At 39.6% G+C, this 19,371-nt stretch carries 16 protein-coding genes; 9 read left to right on the top strand and 7 right to left on the bottom strand.

The window, feature by feature from the left end; genetic code table 11:
- Positions 1 to 151 precede the first annotated feature (151 nt).
- Positions 152 to 2,431, top strand: coding sequence for a beta-glucosidase BglX (gene bglX, locus IPJ53_07055; GenBank protein MBK7798851.1), 2,280 nt, complete (start codon positions 152 to 154; stop codon positions 2,429 to 2,431).
- A 79-nt stretch (positions 2,432 to 2,510) separates the two neighbouring features.
- Here the strand turns inward: bglX and IPJ53_07050 are convergent, their stop codons facing one another.
- From IPJ53_07050 to IPJ53_07025, 6 genes are all read right to left on the bottom strand, one after another.
- Positions 2,511 to 2,798: a hypothetical protein gene (locus IPJ53_07050; protein MBK7798850.1), complete on the bottom strand. Its 288-nt coding sequence runs from the start codon at positions 2,796 to 2,798 to the stop codon at positions 2,511 to 2,513.
- Positions 2,795 to 3,256: a hypothetical protein gene (locus IPJ53_07045; GenBank protein MBK7798849.1), complete on the bottom strand. Its 462-nt coding sequence runs from the start codon at positions 3,254 to 3,256 to the stop codon at positions 2,795 to 2,797. Before IPJ53_07045 ends, IPJ53_07050 begins: the two co-directional genes overlap by 4 nt.
- The gene (locus IPJ53_07040) at positions 3,253 to 3,642 is read right to left on the bottom strand and encodes a hypothetical protein (protein MBK7798848.1); all 390 of its coding nucleotides are present in this window, start codon (positions 3,640 to 3,642) and stop codon (positions 3,253 to 3,255) included. The genes IPJ53_07045 and IPJ53_07040 overlap by 4 nt, the downstream gene beginning before the upstream one ends.
- Positions 3,639 to 4,235 (bottom strand): TetR/AcrR family transcriptional regulator, encoded by a 597-nt coding sequence (locus IPJ53_07035; protein ID MBK7798847.1) that lies wholly within the window; start codon positions 4,233 to 4,235, stop codon positions 3,639 to 3,641. The genes IPJ53_07040 and IPJ53_07035 overlap by 4 nt, the downstream gene beginning before the upstream one ends.
- A 9-nt stretch (positions 4,236 to 4,244) precedes the next feature.
- A complete protein-coding gene (locus tag IPJ53_07030) occupies positions 4,245 to 4,655 on the bottom strand; it encodes a hypothetical protein (protein MBK7798846.1) in 411 nt (136 codons plus the stop codon).
- Between the two features lie 200 nt (positions 4,656 to 4,855).
- Positions 4,856 to 5,158, bottom strand: a complete 303-nt coding sequence (locus tag IPJ53_07025) for a hypothetical protein (protein MBK7798845.1) — start codon at positions 5,156 to 5,158, stop codon at positions 4,856 to 4,858.
- 185 nt (positions 5,159 to 5,343) lie between these two features.
- Between IPJ53_07025 and IPJ53_07020 the strand changes: the two genes are divergently transcribed.
- On the top strand, positions 5,344 to 5,823 hold the full coding sequence (locus tag IPJ53_07020; GenBank protein MBK7798844.1) for a hypothetical protein: 480 nt from the start codon (positions 5,344 to 5,346) through the stop codon (positions 5,821 to 5,823).
- Between the two features lie 326 nt (positions 5,824 to 6,149).
- Here the strand turns inward: IPJ53_07020 and IPJ53_07015 are convergent, their stop codons facing one another.
- On the bottom strand, positions 6,150 to 7,400 hold the full coding sequence (locus IPJ53_07015) for an ABC transporter permease (GenBank protein ID MBK7798843.1): 1,251 nt from the start codon (positions 7,398 to 7,400) through the stop codon (positions 6,150 to 6,152).
- 118 nt (positions 7,401 to 7,518) lie between these two features.
- On the opposite strand from IPJ53_07015, the gene IPJ53_07010 reads away from it, so the two are divergent.
- The 7 genes from IPJ53_07010 to IPJ53_06980 all read left to right on the top strand — a co-directional run bounded on the left by IPJ53_07010 (position 7,519) and on the right by IPJ53_06980 (position 19,252).
- Positions 7,519 to 8,805: a tyrosine--tRNA ligase gene (locus IPJ53_07010; protein ID MBK7798842.1), complete on the top strand. Its 1,287-nt coding sequence runs from the start codon at positions 7,519 to 7,521 to the stop codon at positions 8,803 to 8,805.
- Position 8,806: 1 nt separating this feature from the next.
- On the top strand, positions 8,807 to 10,072 hold the full coding sequence (locus IPJ53_07005; protein ID MBK7798841.1) for an alpha-hydroxy-acid oxidizing protein: 1,266 nt from the start codon (positions 8,807 to 8,809) through the stop codon (positions 10,070 to 10,072).
- 205 nt (positions 10,073 to 10,277) lie between these two features.
- Positions 10,278 to 14,390 (top strand): gliding motility-associated C-terminal domain-containing protein, encoded by a 4,113-nt coding sequence (locus IPJ53_07000; GenBank protein MBK7798840.1) that lies wholly within the window; start codon positions 10,278 to 10,280, stop codon positions 14,388 to 14,390.
- 109 nt (positions 14,391 to 14,499) lie between these two features.
- Positions 14,500 to 15,942, top strand: a complete 1,443-nt coding sequence (locus tag IPJ53_06995) for a trypsin-like peptidase domain-containing protein (protein MBK7798839.1) — start codon at positions 14,500 to 14,502, stop codon at positions 15,940 to 15,942.
- A gap of 231 nt (positions 15,943 to 16,173) precedes the next feature.
- Positions 16,174 to 16,833: a hypothetical protein gene (locus IPJ53_06990; GenBank protein ID MBK7798838.1), complete on the top strand. Its 660-nt coding sequence runs from the start codon at positions 16,174 to 16,176 to the stop codon at positions 16,831 to 16,833.
- Between the two features lie 270 nt (positions 16,834 to 17,103).
- The gene (locus IPJ53_06985; GenBank protein MBK7798837.1) at positions 17,104 to 18,729 is read left to right on the top strand and encodes an acyl-CoA carboxylase subunit beta; all 1,626 of its coding nucleotides are present in this window, start codon (positions 17,104 to 17,106) and stop codon (positions 18,727 to 18,729) included.
- A 202-nt stretch (positions 18,730 to 18,931) separates the two neighbouring features.
- Positions 18,932 to 19,252 carry a hypothetical protein gene (locus IPJ53_06980; protein ID MBK7798836.1) on the top strand — a complete coding sequence of 107 codons (321 nt, stop codon included), beginning with the start codon at positions 18,932 to 18,934 and terminating at the stop codon, positions 19,250 to 19,252.
- Positions 19,253 to 19,371 lie beyond the last annotated feature (119 nt).

Below are 19,371 nucleotides of genomic sequence, written 5' to 3'. Positions count from 1 at the left end.
TATTTTTTAACCATCCATTTAATAGAACGACTCTGCATTTCATACAAACAATCGATTCAAAAAAAATAATGACTTCTCAGGAGAATTACTCTTTCAATTAAAATTTATGATTCAAGATCTCATGTCAAGCTTAAGATTTTTCCCAATAACGATGCGTTCATTTATTATTTGCTTTTTCCTGATTGGCATTGTGCACATGCATGCACAAACAGATACCAAAAAAAAGGAAATGTTCGTCCGCAAGCTGTTAAAAAAAATGACCCTGGATGAAAAGATCGGACAATTGAATCTACTCACTCCGGGCTCGGAAATACTTACCGGGTCCGTAGTGAGTAAGGATGTGGAATTAAAAATTATTCAGGGAAATGTGGGTGCGCTGTTTGGCATTCATGGCCCTGAAAAAATACGCAAAGCTCAGGAACTGGCGGTCAATAAATCCAGACTTGGAATTCCATTGTTTTTTGGATCTGATGTTATTCATGGATACCAGACTGTTTTCCCGATTCCTCTTGGCATGGCCTCTTGTTGGGATATGGAATGGATAGAGAAAAGTGCAAGAATGGCAGCACAGGAAGCCTCCGCTAATGGAATTAACTGGACCTTTTCGCCAATGGTGGACATTTGCAGAGATCCCAGATGGGGAAGAATTGCTGAAGGGTCAGGGGAAGATGCTTTTTATGGCAGTCAGGTTGCAAAAGCCATGGTTCGCGGATATCAGGGTAATGATCTTTCCAAGAACAACACCATCCTTTCTTGTGTCAAACATTTTGCACTCTATGGCGCTTCAGAGGGCGGAAGAGACTACAATACCACTGACATGAGTAAGATCAGAATGTATCAAGATTATCTACCACCTTATAAAGCTGCCATTGATGCCGGAGTTTCCAGCGTAATGACTTCATTTAATGATGTAGATGGAATACCGGCCACAGGCAACAGATGGTTATTAACCGATGTTCTGCGCAATCAATGGGGATTTAAAGGATTTGTGGTAAGTGATTACACTGCCTTGAATGAAATGTCGGAACATGGTATGGGAGACTTGAAAAATGTGTCGGCCTTAGCCTTAAATGCAGGACTGGATATGGATATGGTTGGTGAAGGTTTTTTAATACATCTTAAAAATTTACTTGCCGAAAAAATAATAACCAAACAACAAATTGAAAAGGCGTGCAAAAGAATTTTAGAAGCTAAATATTCATTGGGATTATTTGAGGACCCATTCCGCTACATTGATGAAGCCCGCGCCGCAAAGGAATTAATGACAACTGAAAATCGAAAATTTGCAAGAGAGCTCGCTGCCAGATCTTGTGTCCTCCTAAAAAATGAAAACAATTTCTTGCCCCTGAACAGAAAAGATAAAATAGCTTTGATAGGTCCATTGGCAAACAATAAAAATAATATGCTAGGTACCTGGGCTGTTTCGGGAGACCCTCAACAATCCATTACAGTTTTGGAAGGATTGAAGCAATACTGTTCAGCAGGAATGATTTCTTATGCAAAAGGAGCCAATATTTCTGACGACACCACCTTCGCTAAAAATGTAAACTTTAATGGTGTTCGCATTGATATTGATTCGAAAAGTCCCGAAAAGTTGTTGGAAGAAGCACTTACACTCGCAGCTGGTGCAGATAAGATTGTTGCCATAATAGGTGAAGCTTCTGAAATGAGTGGAGAATCTGCCAGCCGAACAAACTTAGAAATTCCTGAAAGTCAGAAAAAATTAATTCGTGCTTTAAAAAAAATCGGAAAACCGCTCATTCTTGTTTTAATGAATGGTCGCCCACTGGTACTCAAAGAAGAAAATGAATTGGCGGATGCCTTAGTGGTGAGCTGGCATGCAGGAACGGAAGCGGGGAATGCAATCGCTGATGTGCTGTATGGCCATTATAACCCTTCGGGTAAATTAACCATCAGTTTCCCCCGAAATGTAGGACAAATACCGGTATACTACAATTATAAAAATACAGGAAGACCCGCAACAAAAATTGATTTTGAAAAATTCAAATCTCACTACCTGGATGAATCCAATTTGCCACTTTTTTCTTTTGGATTCGGGCTCAGTTACACTAAATTCGATTATGGAGAACTCAAGTTAAGTCAGAAAGTGCTTACTCAATCTAAAAACATAATCGTATCTTGTACAATAAGCAACGTCGGCAATTACGATGGTGAAGAAATCATTCAACTCTACCTGCGAGACCCTGTTGCATCTGTATCCAGACCCGTAAAAGAGCTTAAAGGTTTTCAAAAAATACATTTAAAGAAAGGCGAATCCAGGGATGTGACCTTCACTATAACCACCGAGGATCTAAAATTTTTTAACACCCAGCTGGAATACCTTGCGGAGTATGGTGAGTTCATAGTTTTCGTAGGCCCAAATTCTGAATCCTACCGCGAAGCAAAATTTATATTTGGACCAAATGACTAGATAGAGCTATTTACAATTGTAATTAATATCAGGGTCCAAGATTACCGGTATTTAAGTCATATCCTCTTCGCCAAATTTACTATTTGATGAGTATTAATTGACTGTTAATTATTGCTTCGACCCAATGTTTTACAAACGGTTCAATGTTAATATAATCACCTGACATAAGAGATTCTTTTACCCCTTGCTCGTTCTCAAAAACCACCTTGCCTTCCATGCAAATAAGACACGCAGGAGTCTTGGTGATGTGCTCCTTTAATTTTTCACCTTGTAAAATTTGTAATGCAGTTGCATTGCCCAAATCACTTTTGAAAAGTGAAGCTGCAGAAACTGTTTTATCCTGTGCATGTAACTCTTTAATGTTCATTGGAAGTATTGATTAAATGTTTCGAAAGAATTTTTTATGTTTTCAAATTGCTTCATGGCAGTAGACTCGTCCTTAGTCTCCACAAGTTCTGCTACCATGTCAATGTAAGGCAATAACCATTTATGGAGCTCGTCATGTGCTTTACCTTCCATAGTACAATTTGAAGTAAGCAAATCAATATTATTTTGAAGTTTTTCACCCAGCAAGTTGTAATTTTTTGGGTCTGTTGTGTTGAAATTTTGAACCTCCTTTTCCATGTTGCGGATATGGACCAACATATGATCATGTACTTTCCATTTTTCACCATGATTAAGTTCAATGCTCTGCAAATCATTGTGGGAGGAATGTTCTTCCTTCACAACGGATTCGTCTTCAATTTTTGATTTATCGGCACCCTTGTCACTACAACTAAAAATGGATATACCAACAAGCATCAGTAAAATCAATTTTGTTTTCATATTTTCTTCTTTGAAATGGTGATATAAGCAATCATTGCAAAAACTATGGTTACAGAAATTCTAAAGATCAAAGCCCCCATGGTTTTTGATTCATAAATCCCACCTGAATTGGCGTGAATCCTTAACCCTATAAAAGCTGCCACTAAAATAATTGTTGAGATTCCCATTAACGAGGCCGTCCACTTCTTACTTTTTACAAAACCATAGGCAGCAAAAAGGTAGAGTAAGCTACAAATGAAATTTGACCAAACAACAAACAACACATAATTGCCTTCTTTGGCCCTGATTCCAAATAAATCAAAAATTACAGAGGTGCTTAAAAATAGAGTAAGCATTGCAAACCCTGCCAGGATTGTTGCCAATAAATAGGATGGTAGATTTTTCATTTGGATTTTTCTTTTATCAGTTTTAAAACAGAATTTATCATATCGTCACCCGATTTGCCGATATCGAATTGAAAGTTTGCAACCCGCCATTTAAACATTTGCAAACGGAAGGTTCCCATCACGACATTCATTAATTCCTCAGAGTTAATAGTATTTGTAAACACATGCTTTTGCTGCCCTTCTAAAATTATGGGTCCCAAATGCTTCATCTTTACCCCCATTATTTTCAAGATGGTTTCATTAATGCGTTGACTCTCTTCCAATAGTCCATCAGAAAAAACAGCCACGACAAAATGAGGGTTTATTTTAAAAAATGCGAACTGATTTTGAAATAAGGTGATGAATTTTTCCTCGGGTGATTGGGCTCTTGAAATCGCTTGAGTATATCTTTCATCCATACTCGTTGCAAGATATTCAAGCAAGGCAATAATAATTTCCTCCTTACTTGTAAAATGCCTGTAAATAGCACTTTCGGAAAATTTCATTTCTCTTGCAAGGTTTTTAATGGTCAGACCACTTACCCCCGACGAGGTAAGTATTTTTCCTGCTGCTTCGATAATTTCAAGCTGTCTATTTGAAATTGCTTTTAACATTCGATACTTTTATTCGCTGATAGATTTCATTTTATAAAAGGAAAAGCCCAACCAGATCACAGAAGTCGTCATCGCAATTGCACCAACTAAAACCAATGCAGGAGGCAAACCAAAATATACTTCTGATAAAATGCCTAATGGCATGAATAAGCCGGTCAAAGCCAACCAGGATATAGTTTTCACATTTGGGAGCTGGTCTTTAAAATGCAAAAGAAGATAGCCAATTAATATATTAAGAAAAGCGAACAAATTCCCATGAACATGAGCCAATCTGCTCTCAAAGTGTTTTCCAATGCTGTATGAGTTGGCCCATTCTTCTTTACCCGGAGCAAAATCACGGAGATAGATTAGTAAAAATCCGTAGGCCATAAAAAAACCCATGGTTAAAAAACCAATTGCAATGTTGCGCTTGCCGTCCATTTTATTTGAATTTACAATGTGAGTGAATATTCACTTACAAATTTAATTTAATTTTACCAAGAGGACAGGATTTATTCAATAATTTTCAAAATAAATCAAAAACCCTCCCAAAGGTCAGGAAGACAGCTCTTTGAGTGGAATCATTTCATAGACTGGTGTCAAACCGAATCAACTTCTTGAAGAACTGTAAATCCTAAAAATCAATCTCCTACGGGTGTTTGAAATCCATTAATGCATGCCTTCACCAAGGTTAAAATTACACCGGGTATGTCTGCTTCTTGATCTTGTAATTTGATTATTAACTGTTGTTTTTGTAAAATCATATCAAAATACTTCACCGGTAAATTATCAGACACCCCTATGATCATCTTCACACATATACATGAATAATTGCCAATATTTATGGAGCTATAAATCCAAAATGAAAGATTGACATTTTTAAACCCAGCACCTAATTGATTTAGTCCATCTATTAAAATATAGTTAAAATAAATCCAAGCCACACCCTATGTTTGGTCCAGAAAGACCCATTATTACTTGGTACAACTGATAAAATACAACCTAATGGATTTGTGACAATGGCATTGGGAAGGCGAAGAGCAATTTTTGCTTTAAAAGTTTTGTACCTTGAGCCGATTTCGCATAAAATTTATGAATTTCAATTTCATCAACTTCTAAATTTAAAATAATGAAACTTATTCTGAACTTATTATTATTTATTTGCAGCACCTTCGCTGTATCTACCTTAAATGCTCAGCAAGACTGGGATTTTGAATGGACTCAACACAACATCGTATTTACATTGGCCGAAGACTTCAAAGTTGTAAGCAATTCTGCAGATGAATTTACTGCAAAGGGCGATGGTATGGATTTTGGAATTTTTCCATTTGACGACAATACTGTAGACCAAACAGATATGATCACCTATACACTTGCAATTGCCAAATCACTGAGTATGGAACAATTGGACGACGTGGATGTCATTGAAATGAATGGACTAAAAGGTTCTTATGTAGAAGGCTACAAAGATGGGCAAAGAATTATTACCCTTGGTTTTATAGATCCGGAGTCCGGAACCAACTTTTTTGCTTTTATAACATTTGCAGATAATGATAAAGTGGCAGAAGATGAAGCAGTACGAATGATTACCAGCTTAAGAAAAAAATAATTTAAGTCAGATTAAATGCCTGCATTTTAGAGTCCAGTGTGGAATTTAACTTGCAGGCATTTATTTTTTGGTCAATACTTTAAATGATTTTATTTTTTCAATTTACTTGTGCAATCACTCAATCTGAACAATTGATCACGAGTATAAAAGTTCATTCATCACCCGCTCATTAAAATTACATTTATTTCTGGTCCTATCAGATCGCCATACAACTCAATCGCTTCATTAATTCAATTTAATAAAGTCATCCGTTACTGACAGGTGTCAAAATATTTTTTAAAGAACGAGCATCCTGAATACACACAAACTTAACTTAGAATTTTTTGTCACCTGAACTTCAATGCATTCACAGGCTTTATTCTCGCGACTAAGTAGGATGGAATCAACAAGCTTGAGCTGATTACCACAAAGAAAATTACATTCACTATCAGCCACGTCCAGGGGTTGAGACTTACCGGCGCATGATCCAGATAATAATCCGCTTCACTGAGTTTGATAAATTTATATTTCCACTGGATCAGACAAAGACCTATCCCAATTATATTACCGTACAACATTCCCCGAGTCAGAATTCTTACGCCATAGCGGACAAAAACCTTGCGCTGATCCCAACTCCGCATTCCCAAAGCACTGAGTAAACCAATCATGTGTGTGCGCTCCAGAATCAGTATCAATAAGGTAGTAGACATATTGATGATGCAAACCAATAAAATCAACCCGATTATAAAACGCTTGTTGATGTCTTGCAAGGAGAGCCACTCAAAAATATTTGGAAATTTCTCGCGTATGGTTTCTGAATATAAATTCGAAGGAAGGACTTCTTCATAGAGAAAATTGTTCAGTTCAGAAACAAGTTGGATGTCTTTTGCAAAAACTTCGATCCCGGTTACTTCCTCAGGCCCCCATTGCAATACTTGTTGCAACATTCGGATGTCTACCAATGCAAATTTACGGTCATACTCTTCCAGGCCTGTGCGATAGGTTCCACAAACTTTTAGCTTGCGTTTTATTTGTTTGCCATCTATTACAAAATTGGCAATGAGGCTTTGTTCCGGTTGGAGAGACAACTTGAGTGCGGTTTGTTCCGACACCAGAATATCTCTCGAAAAAACGCTGTCTGACAATTCAGGCAACCTGCCCGATTTAAGAAATTGTCCTAAAAATTCCCAATCAAAATCTGATGCAATCCCTTTTAAAAACAAGCCTTCATATTGCGCATCCATCCCCACAATGGCGGGGAGCACCACAAACGATTCCAGCTTTCTGATCACATCAGTCGGCAAGTTCACCGGACTAAAGTCTGCATGGCTTATAAGATATTTGATGCTGTCGCTGTGCTGAATTGCATAGGGCTCAATGCTCCTGTTTACCTGCATATCCGTAATGTGAATATGTCCCCAGAAACCAAATACCTTCTGTGCAATCAGCTTCTGGAATCCCTCAAAAACGGAAGAGGATACAATTACGACAGACAGGCTGAGCGCCGTAGAGATGACTGCAATCCGAATGATGTTTCGGATCAGGGATTGATTGAAGGCCGAATAAGTCCTGGAGGCTAAAAATCTGCTCAGATTCATAGGGCAAACCCGAATGAAGTTAGGAAAAATGCCCTCGACAGGCGGTCGGCTATAAGTCTTATTTCGATCAAAACAAGGTTGTATCTTTGCTGCTTAACACAAGTTTAGCGGAGATTATATGCAAAGGAAAGATTTTTTGGAGGAATTACGATGGAGAAATATGTTGCAGGACCATACTCCGGGTTTGGAGGAGTATCTGGCTTCCGGAATGGCCACCGCTTACATTGGCTTTGACCCTACGGCTGCCTCTCTGGGACTTGGGAATTATGTACAGATCATGTTGCTGAGCCTTTTTCAACAATCAGGCCATCAACCCATTGTTGTAATGGGTGGGGCAACAGGCCGCATCGGTGATCCCTCAGGTAAAGACAAAGAGCGTGAACTTAAAACGGAAGATGAACTTGATCGCAACATTGCCACCCAAAAGGAACAGTTTATGAAAATGTTAAACTTTACGGAAGGGACCAATAAAGCCATCATGGTCAACAATTATGACTTTTATAAAAACATGAACATTTTGGAATTTCTCAGAAAAGTCGGTAAAAATTCCACCATTAACTACATGCTTGCCAAAGAATCCGTAAAACGCAGATTGGAGACCGGAATTTCATATACTGAATTTACCTACCAGCTCCTTCAGGCTTACGATTATCACTGCTTGTATAAAGAATATGATTGCCGTCTTCAAATGGGGGGCTCTGATCAATGGGGGAATATCACGGCCGGCACAGATTATATACACAAAACCATCAGGGACTCCAAGGCTTTCGCGGTGACCACTCCGCTCCTTACAAAATCGGATGGTAAAAAATTTGGCAAATCAGAAGAAGGCAATATTTGGTTGGATGCCAACATGACCAGTCCCTATAAATTCTATCAGTTCTGGCTCAATTCAGACGATGCAGATATTTCAAAATTACTCCGGTATTTCAGTTTTAAAACCAAAGAAGAAATTGAAAATCTTGAAACCAATCATCGTGAGGATCCAAGAATATTAAAACAAAGTCTTGCTGAAGAAATCACCATCCGCATTCATGGCAAAGATGTTTTTCAGCGTGTGCTTCGGGTATCAGAATTGTTGTTCGGCAGAGACAGTAATGCAGCTTTTTTAAAGTCCATGACTTCTGAAGAGTTAACTGATGTGAGCAGAGAAATTCCACGATTTGAATTGGTTCGGGATTCATTAAATGGTGGCATAAACATAGTCAATCTCCTTACCGAATCTTGTCCGGTGTTCACGTCCAAGAGCGAAGCCAGACGGGCGCTACAGAACAATGCAATCAATCTTAATAAAGAAAAAATTACAGATTCCGATACCATCATACAAAGCCACCACTTGTTAAATGAAAAATTCCTGATGGTCGAAAACGGCAAGAAAAATAAATTCATCATCGAATGCATGTAGTATGAATTTCTTATCCGCTTCATCCCGGCAAAAAGAAATCTATGTAAATGGTTCGGTAGGCATTAAGCCTGGAATTCCTGTGGATTTCCAAAGTTTAGAACATCTTGCAGAAAAAAAATTAAAACCTGAGGCCTTTGGGTACATTGCAACCGGCGCAGGTTCAGAAAAAGGAATCAAAAATAATGCAGACGCTTTTTCGAAATATTCGATTATCCCAAAGATGGCACATGGTGGAGTCACTCCCGATTTGTCCATTGACTTATTTGGAACAAAGAGTGAGGCCCCTGTCCTGTTTGCCCCCATTGGCGTATTGAGTTTGGCTCATCCAAACGGTGATCTTGAGCTGGCAGAGGCTTCGGCTGCATCAGGAGTTCCCATGATATTTTCCAATCAGGCTTCACATAGTATGGAAGCTTGTGCATCCAGACTATCCGGAAATAATTATTGGTTTCAGCTTTATTTCAGCAAGTCTAACGAATTGGTGGAAAGTTTTGTTTCCCGGGCGGAAAACTGTGGATGCAAGGCCATCGTACTTACCTTGGACACTACCACTCTTGGGTGGCGCCAAAGGGATTTAAACAATGCCTATCTTCCTTTCATTAAGGGACTGGGAATTGCTCAATACACCTCCGACCCGGTTTTTAAAAGACTTATGCAAAATGCAGATCTCACACCCAACACAAAAACTCCGTTTAATTTATCAAAGTTACTTTTGGCCCATCAGTTGATGAGAAATTACCCTGAACCCTATTTCACAAACTGGAAAACGAAAAACCCGATCAAAGCAGTTAAAACATTTATTGATCTATACTCAAGACCCAATCTGAATTGGGAGGACATTAAATGGCTGCGTTCCATCACAAAATTACCCATCTTACTCAAAGGCATTCTTCATCCGTCAGATGCCATGCGGACCATCGACACCGGAATTGATGGAATCATCATCTCCAATCACGGGGGCCGACAAATAGATCAGGTCATTTCGTCTTTGGATGCCTTAAAAGAAATCAAAAAAACGGTACCGGCCAATTATCCGTTGTTGTTGGACAGTGGAGTTCGTACCGGAACAGATATTTTTACAGCCCTCGCACTGGGAGCAAAAGGAATCTTGTTGGGCAGACCTTATGTTTATGCGCTTGCACTCCAAGGAAAGCATGGTGTTTTAGAATATTGTCGCAACCTACTTGCTGAATTTGAAATCACCATGAGCTTGGCAGGAAGCAAAAGTCTGCAAGAGTTAAATACAGATTTTCTGACAACTAAATAATGCTCTTCCAAACTTGATTTTTTGAATCCGGTGAATCATATTCATGATTTTACTATATTTGGTCTTGGTTGACTCGTATAATCAAATTTTATAATGTATTGATATTGAATGGGTCAGCTAAATTCATGTATTCATTTTCGGAATACCGGAACGATTTGGCATATTATTAATGGTACTTATTGCATCTCAAAGTCTTAAAACTCTTATGAAGTCAACAATTTTTATTTTTCTTCTTTTTGGTTTGATACAATTTTCTGTTCAAGCTCAGATTTGTGCAGATGCAGGTAAAGACAGCACCGTTTGTGGATATACTTATGATCTATTTGGGGCTCCTGCAGGAGGATATTGGACGGCAATTTGCAATAAAGATGGGCAGCTTGTCAAAATGGACAGCATCTTTCCCGGCACCTCAAGAGTTACCGTTACAGGTTGTGGAACCTACCAATTTGTGTATCACGTAGATTTTCCACCATGCATTTCAACTGATACGGTTTCCTTAAATTTTGAAAACCGATCTTTCAAATTACAAGAAGTAGAATACAATATCAGCCTTCAATACCCAAACATGAGTTGCCATCCAAGTCCGGACGATTCATGCGGAAACATACGTACCCTCAATGGATTAATTGCACCTTCTCCGATCTGGAAAATTAACATGACCGGAAGATGTGAATTATTTGAAGTAAGACAAACACTCGGAGGTATTGATTCAAGTAATTGTACCATACAGTCGGTCAGTCAGGATGTTAAAATCACCAGAGATACTTCTAAACTGAATTGGTCCACCAATCAACAAGCTTTCCTAACATTGGATGCCAATGGTAAAGTTACCAGCAACAGATTCAACGCTTTTTTAAGTTTGATTACTCAGGCTTTAATTGATGACATGAATCAGAAATGCAAATTAGAAAAATGTTTTGTTGACAATAGTTTGTGCAAAGACACTTTTACCATTGATACCATCAGGACCTTGATTCCTGTACACAATGGTGGAAATTGGTATTTTAAAAATGGAAATAATTTTATCAGATTGGGTAATTCAAATCTGATCACGCTGAATCAAAATGAATTTTACCTGAACATTACGCCAGATGCCAAATATTACGGAACTGATAAAATTTCATTTGAATTATTGAGTGTCAATGGAAATGGGGATCCAATTGATTTGCAGACACGGGAAAGAATGATCGTGCAGTGGAGAGAAGAATGGACATATGATACAGTAGATGTTTACGTATACCGGGAAATTAGCGAAGACAATTGTGCTTGTAACGGTACAACAACCTATTCCGGAGATATCATCCTCCCGGTGGTCCCAACCTTTTCCTGCCCGGAAATAAAAATGGTCTTTGCGCCTACTTTAAAAGTAAAAATTCAGGGAAAAGATTATTTCTGTCAGGGAGACATCACGGATCTGGACGGAGGTCTTGGATATAAAACCTATCAATGGAACAATGGTATAACAGAACATGCCACGAGTTATCAGAGATCCGGTCCGGCTATATTGACAGTCAGTGATTCATTTAATTGTTTCGCCTCCGACACGCTCAACCTGAGAGAAATCCCTGCACCCTCTTTCACCATCTCTGCCGCAAGAAATGTACTTTGCAGAGGCGAATGCACTGAACTAAAACTAACCGTTGACTCTACTTATTTGGTTATTTGGAATCAACAGGATACTGCAAGAGATTTGATCGTTTGTCCGAATGTTACCAAGAAATACACCGCTACCATTGTTTCCCCGGAAGGCTGCCGAACCGATACCTTTTTAAACATCCAAGTATTCAATGCTCCGGATCCTCGTTTAGGATTGGATCAAAAACTCACTTGTAGTATGAACAGCATCACTCTTGATCCTGCAAGACCAGATGTGGGTGACAAACGAGGTTTTTATTGGGAAGGGCCTGGCATTACATTTCTAAACAAGACCAGTTTAAATCCGGTAATTTCTTTCCCGGGCATGTACATTTTTACTGTTTTTGATTCTCTGAGTGGTTGTGTAGGCCGTGACACCATGGAAGTGTTCGATGATCGTATCCTACCTATTGCAAAAGCCGGAAATGATATGATTCTGAATTGCCTTAATACCATGGTTCAATTAATGGGCGATTCCTCCCAGACCGGTGTGGGGTATAATTTTGAATGGTCCGGGCCAAGCATCACTCCTTTGAAAAAATTTCAGATTAACCCATTCGTTGATTTACCCGGAACTTATGTAATTAAAATTACCAACATACTCAACGATTGCTTCACTCTTGATACTGTAATTGTAACACAAAACATATTATATCCGGTGGCAGATGCCGGATTGGACCGAGTGATTCCTTGTGATTCCTTGGGTCTCACATTAGGGGGAAAAACTACTTCTGTTGGCAGTGTTATAGATCTAGTATGGACCGGACCAGGAATTGATTCTTTAATGAAGAATTCGAGATTTCCATTTGTGAAGCTCCCGGGTAAATATCAAATCATTGTTACCAATAATGTATCTCATTGTCAGGATACCGATGAGGTCATAATCAGTCTTCCGGACAGTTTACCAAAATTAAGTTTAATTAAATCTTCAGATCTGGATTGCGAGCATGACACGGTGTTGATTGATGCAGGCAAATCCACGGGAAAAAATCTAAAATATTTCTGGTCAGGTCCCGGAGTAAACAACGATAACAGAAATAAAAAATCCATCACTACTGATTTGGAAGGCAAGTATTATGTTTTGATACGTGATACATTGTACAATTGTGAAGCGTTTGATTCCATTGAAGTTTTTAACAATGGTGGTCGCCCGTTGGTCAATGCTGGATTGAATAAAAACATTACCTGTGATTTTACGACCGTTACGCTAGACGGCAGTTACGCCTTGGCTGATTCTGTTTCCAGTTTCACCTGGCGAGGTCCGGGTATCAATGCATCCAATGAAAATAATAAAAAACCAACTGTCTCCATTGATGGGGTTTACATTCTTAAAGTAAAGGATCTACGGACTGGCTGCGTGGCAGAAGATTCCGTATTGGTAAATAAATTGTTTGTGAAACCTGTGCCTTTTTTAGGTCCTGATAGAACGCTCAATTGCAGAAAAGATACTTTGGACATTACCGCCCAACTTACCAATATGAAAACCGCCTACTCATTTGTATGGACCGGGCCCAATATCAATGCCGGCAATGAACGAAATGTGAGGCAGATCATCAGAGCGCCCGGCATTTATAATGGATTTATCACCACACCAAATCCTGAATGCAATACATCTGACACATTGGTCATTAGCATTGATACTATGCGTTACAACATCAATGCACCGGATACCGCTTATTTCAGTTGCAACAATAGAATTTACAACTTCTCTGTCAACGATTTCAGTCCTTTTGATTCAATCGTTTGGGCGGATGTATTTAACCGTAGAGTTCCATCGCCTGATTTGGGACGTTCCGTCAGTTTTCTTTTCGAGGGCGAATATCGTTACCTGACCTATCAAAAAAATGGTTGCTTTACCAGTGGAATGGTCATCGTTAAACCATACACCACGATTGTAGTGGATAAAATTGAAGTAAAAGCATCCTGTCCGTCTGACCCTACAGGCAGTATCAGAGTTTTTATCAAACAGGGAGATAAACCGGTTACCTTCAGCATCGAAGGAAGTGCAAGAGATACGACTTCTTATTTTAGCCCCCTTCCTCCTGCTCCTTATATGATCAGAATTTATGACAGGTACAATTGCTTCCTGGACACTGTGGTGGGAGTCCCAGAACTGCAAGGATTGCCGACTTTTTTGAATAACGGAATGGAAGAATTTTTGATTTGTAAGGATACCACCATAGACATCAGAGATACGCTGATTGCCAATAAATTTCCTCCTGACCAGGCCTCGTATGAGTGGCGGCGCGGAAGCACTAAAATCAGCGATCAACCGGTCATAACCATTGACGCTCCGGATGTTTATTCCGTATTGATCATCAATAAAAATGGTTGTGACTCTATTCTAATACGTTACGACATTAATCAGGATGAAAGTTTGGCAGAAAAAAAGGTTCAGTTGCCCAATGTGTTTACGCCAAATGGAGACAATGAAAATGACAAATTCCGTCCGGTTTTTGATCCAAAAACGGAATTTGAAATGGATGGATATTCTTTAAAAATATTCAATCGCTGGGGACATATTGTGTTTGAATCTGCTGACCCTCAGGAAAGTTGGGACGGCACTTACAAAGGCGATCAGGCTCCGGTCGAAACTTATATAGTGGTGTTCTCGGGTAGATTAGATTTATGTGGATCGATGAGAGAAGTAAGTCTTAAGTCAACCTTAAATCTTATCCGGTAACCAAATTTATATTTTTTGCGTTATATGTTCTAAAACCAGGAATGTGGAATAAATCGGGCATGATTATTGCTTAAACATATCTTGGTTTTGTTTTATATGTAACAAGTTTATGATCAGACAAGTAATAATTTTAGTTCTTTGCACCGCACTGGTTACCGCCTTTCTTACTTTGGGAGCTCATCATTTGATGTACCACCGAAAAGACGATGTCCTGCTCAAGGAATGGAAATCTCAGAGAGTTAACCAGAGTCAATTGGAAAAATTGATCAAATCAGATCGTCTTCACAGCAATTTGCTGTCCAGTGTGCCGACTGACTTCATCACTGCTGCAAAGGTCAGTACCCCTGCAGTTGTATTTATTGAAAGCATTCAGGAAGATGGAGACCGGATGAGCATCACCAATAAAGGTCTGGCCACCGGTTCCGGGGTAATCATTTCCCCGGATGGCTACATTGTGACCAACAATCACGTAGTAGAACATGCCGAAAAAATTCAGGTACTATTAAACGACAACCGGGAATATGAAGCGACTGTGATTGGAACCGATCCCACCACTGACATCGCCTTGATTAAAATAGAGGATTCAGGCTTACCTTATTTATTGTTTGGTAATTCAGATTCAACCGCCATTGGAGAATGGGTTCTGGCGGTCGGCAACCCTTTTAAATTGCAATCTACCGTTACTGCGGGCATCGTCTCTGCGAAAGCAAGAAATATCAACATTCTGAACAACCAACAATACCGCATAGAGTCATTTATTCAAACAGATGCCGCTGTAAATCCGGGTAATTCTGGTGGTGCTTTGGTCAATACTGCCGGTGAGCTCATCGGCATCAATACGGCCATCATGACCTATACCGGAAGGTATGAAGGTTATTCTTTTTCCATCCCTTCCAACCTGGTGAGAAAAGTCATCGGTGACTTACAGGAATTTGGTGTGGTACAAAGAGGACTCCTGGGAGTAACCATTGAAAATGTGGACAATGCCAAAGCCAAACAATACGGATTGGACCGTGTGGCGGGTATTTTTATTTCAAACACTACAAAGTCAGGTGCTGCAGAAGAGGCTGGTCTTAGACCGGAGGACATTATTTTGGAAGTCAATGGTTATAAAGTTGCCACTGTTTCTGAATTACAGGAAATTATAGGCAGATTCCGGCCGGGTGCTGAAGTATCCTTGTCTTTTTGGAGAAATAAAGCCATGTTTACTGCAAAAGCCATACTTAAAAATCAAATCAATTCCACAGAACTTATTGCCACTCGCAGAGATCCTGTATTGGTAAAACTAGGTTTTGAAGTGAGGGATCTGAGTGAAGCAGAAATTAGCGAATTAAAAACAGACGGAGTCAAAGTGCTCAACATTTACAGAGATGGAATCATTTTCGGGACCAACATGGCACCAAGCTATATCATCACCACTGTAAATGGTAAAAAAATTCAGTCCGTGGATGACCTGGTGGACTTAATCAACAGCGCTTCAGATAAAGTGAGCTTCGATGGTTTTTATCAAAATTATAAAGGTCGCTACCCGTATAGTTTTTATAAAGAATAAACAGTTTTAAATTAAAATTTACTTTCCATCCTTTTCGATAAATAAGTTTGAAAGAATTAAAGTGAAAAGTCACTTCCAATAGGACCAACTCACGCTCGGTAATTTTTAAATTTATACTTTTGTATATCTCTTGAATGTGTTTTAATTATTTAAAACATGGGAGACCCTTTAAACCTTAGCTAAACTTTATTCTCTGGGATCAAGAAATTCGATAACACAATACTTTAAGACATGACAAAATTTCAAATGCACCTGCTTGGATTCATCAGTATCCTAATTCTGTGGACTAATTGTGCCTCCGTAACTGGTTTTCAGGATGGAAGAACCCTTGGCAAAGAAAAGATAGAGCTCAGCAGTTCCATCAATTTTTCCAGAAGTCCAAAACTTGCAAACACAGACAATGGGAATTGGGATGATCTTGAAAATATCTTTTGGCCAAACGTTGAAGTAGGTGGGAGATACGGGGTTTTGGAAGATCTTGACATTAATTTTAGGTTTAATACTTCTGCCAACATAAGCGCAGGTGTAAAATACCAATTTTATGGAGGCAAGGATTCGCCAATTGCTTTGTCAGTAGGTGGAGAAGTAGGTTCCATAGGATTTCTTGCGTTGTGGAATGTTCAGGTGCCTGCATATTTTTCGTATCACCCTTCAGAAAAAATTGCCTTGTATTTAAGCCCAAGATACATTTACCAATTCAGTTCCTATGTAGGCTCAGGGTATGGAATTAATTATCTTGGATTCAATACCGGTTTTTTGGTAGGCAATCGGAATAAATTTGGTTTAGATATTGGCTATTATAGTCTTGGTAATCGTTCTGCATCAACCTGGATCGACCTCCTTCAAATTGGATTCGGCGGCCGTTTTTTGCTGTTTGACAAAAAAAAATAATCCAACATTTCTTTTAAAATCTAGCACACTACTTTCTATTTTTTAATTGAAAATTATGAAGATCCCTCTTCACTGAATAAAATATAAAATTTTATTGTGTAATTCTCTTGCAGTGCATGTTTATTAAAAAATCGATGAATTTTTTATAAAAAATGCCCAATCGATTTTCATATTCCACGAAGAAATCGATCCCAAAAAATATACACCCTTATTTAATACCTTTGTCCCCGGTATTAATTTTCCCTTAAAAGCCCTCAAATAACAGTAAACATGGATCCAAATTTCTATATCAACGAAGACGAAATGAAGCTGAACATCTCCAGAATGAACAAAGATCTGGAGAAAATTTATTTGGGAGGGGGGGTGAAAAAACTGGAGGCACAGCGTGCCCAGGGAAAAATGACGGCACGGGAACGAATTGCATACCTGGTAGATAAAGAAACTGAGGTCCTGGAGATAGGTGCCTTTACAGGATATGAAATGTATGAAGAGCATGGCGGATGCCCTGCTGGTGGCGTGGTCGTAGTACTCGGTTATGTACAGAAAAGATTGTGCGTAATTATCGCCAACGATGCCTCCGTAAAAGCAGGCGCATGGTTCCCGATCACCGGCAAAAAGAATCTGCGTGCCCAGGAGATAGCCATGGAAAACCGTTTACCGCTCATATACCTGGTGGACAGTGCCGGTGTCTATCTACCCATGCAGGATGAAATATTTCCCGACAAAGAACATTTCGGCCGGATTTTTAGAAACAACGCCATCATCTCCAGTCGCGGAATTCCTCAAATTGCCGCGGTGATGGGAAGCTGTGTAGCGGGTGGCGCCTATTTACCAATTATGTCTGATGAATGCCTGATCGTTGAAAACACAGGGTCGATCTTTCTGGCAGGACCCTATCTGGTAAAAGCTGCCATTGGTGAAGAAACCGACAACGAAACACTCGGTGGTGCTAAAACACACAACGAGATATCCGGCGTAACTGATTACAAAATGAAAGATGACGTTGAATGTCTGGATACCATCAAAAAACTGGTTGACAAGATGGGTCATTTTCCAAGAACCGGATTTGACCGTAAAGAGGCTACTCCTCCTGTAAAGGATCCCATGGAAATCCTGGGCCATTATCCTGTAGGTGGCCTGAAGCCATACGACATGCGCAAAATACTGGAATGCATCGTAGATGGTTCCGAACTTACTGAATACAAGGAACATTACGGCAAGACGATCATTTGCGCATACGCAAGAATCAATGGCTGGGCAGTGGGCATCGTGGCAAACGACCGTCAGGTTTTTAAGTCAGGCAAGGGAGAAATGCAAATGGGCGGTGTCATTTATTCAGATTCAGCTGACAAGGCCGCAAGATTTGTGATGAATTGTAATCAAAAGAGAATTCCCCTGGTGTTTGTGCAGGATGTAACAGGTTTTATGGTCGGCACCCGATCTGAGCATGGAGGCATAATTAAAGATGGAGCAAAAATGGTCAATGCGGTCGCCAACAGCACGGTGCCTAAATTCACCATAGTCATTGGAAACTCCTACGGAGCGGGTAACTACGCCATGTGCGGCAAAGCCTACGACCCAAGGCTGATTGTGGCATGGCCAAGTGCTAAAATCGCTGTCATGGGTGGTGCCCAGGCTGCAAAAGTCCTTACACAAATACAGGTTTCCGCCTTAAAGAGCAAGGGACATCCACCGGATGCAGAGGAAGAAAAAAGACTTTTTGAAACGACCAGCAAAAGCTACGAAAAACAAACGACTGCCTATTATGCAGCAGCCCGGCTATGGGTAGACGCCATCATTGATCCAAGAAAGACACGGGAATGGATTTCTATGGGTATTGAAGCGGCAGATCATGCTCCGGTCGAAAAATATAATGTGGGCGTCATACAAACTTAATTTGATTGAAATTTCAAATTGACTTGAACAAAAAGCAGTGATATTCATTAGTTATCGACAATTGTTTATCCATGAATGACAAATACAAATCGATGCTAAAAAGATTTGGGCTGGTGGGTTTCCTGTTTTTTCTTTTGAAAGGGCTTGCCTGGCTTTTCCTAGGTGGAAGTCTGGTGAATTGGATGTGCAACAATTCCGGACAATGAAAGCAATGTTAGTTCCTGCCATCGTTTGTTGTCTCATACATCTTGGAGGAACCTTAAAAGCTCAAATACAAAACCCCTCACTACTTCCGTTTTCTTCCAAATTTGTACTTCCTTCTTTCACGCATTCACAAGACACTTTTACTTTATCATGCCTTTCTGTCAGTTGCCTGCTTCAAAAAAAATCGATGCCCTTCTTCTGCAGACTTGAACACCGCTTTTTTACCCAAACCAATGTGAAGCTTAGTTTCAGACTGGGCAGTCTGGACTACAGCAATCAACTGGAATATGGTGCGGACAGGTTTAGATCCCTCAGGTAAAAAATCGCTTTTACCCAAAATTGTCATTGGAATTCTATTAAAAACCAAAATAGCTTTGTTGCTCTTTTGCCTCTCACTACGAACTCTCATGACAATTGTGGGTTTAATAGAGGCTTTTT

The organism is Candidatus Vicinibacter affinis (assembly GCA_016714365.1).
Taxonomy (GTDB): Bacteria; Bacteroidota; Bacteroidia; order Chitinophagales; family Saprospiraceae; genus Vicinibacter; species Vicinibacter affinis.
Note: the sequence above shows the minus strand (reverse complement) of the source record. Positions and strands in the feature narration are given on the sequence as shown.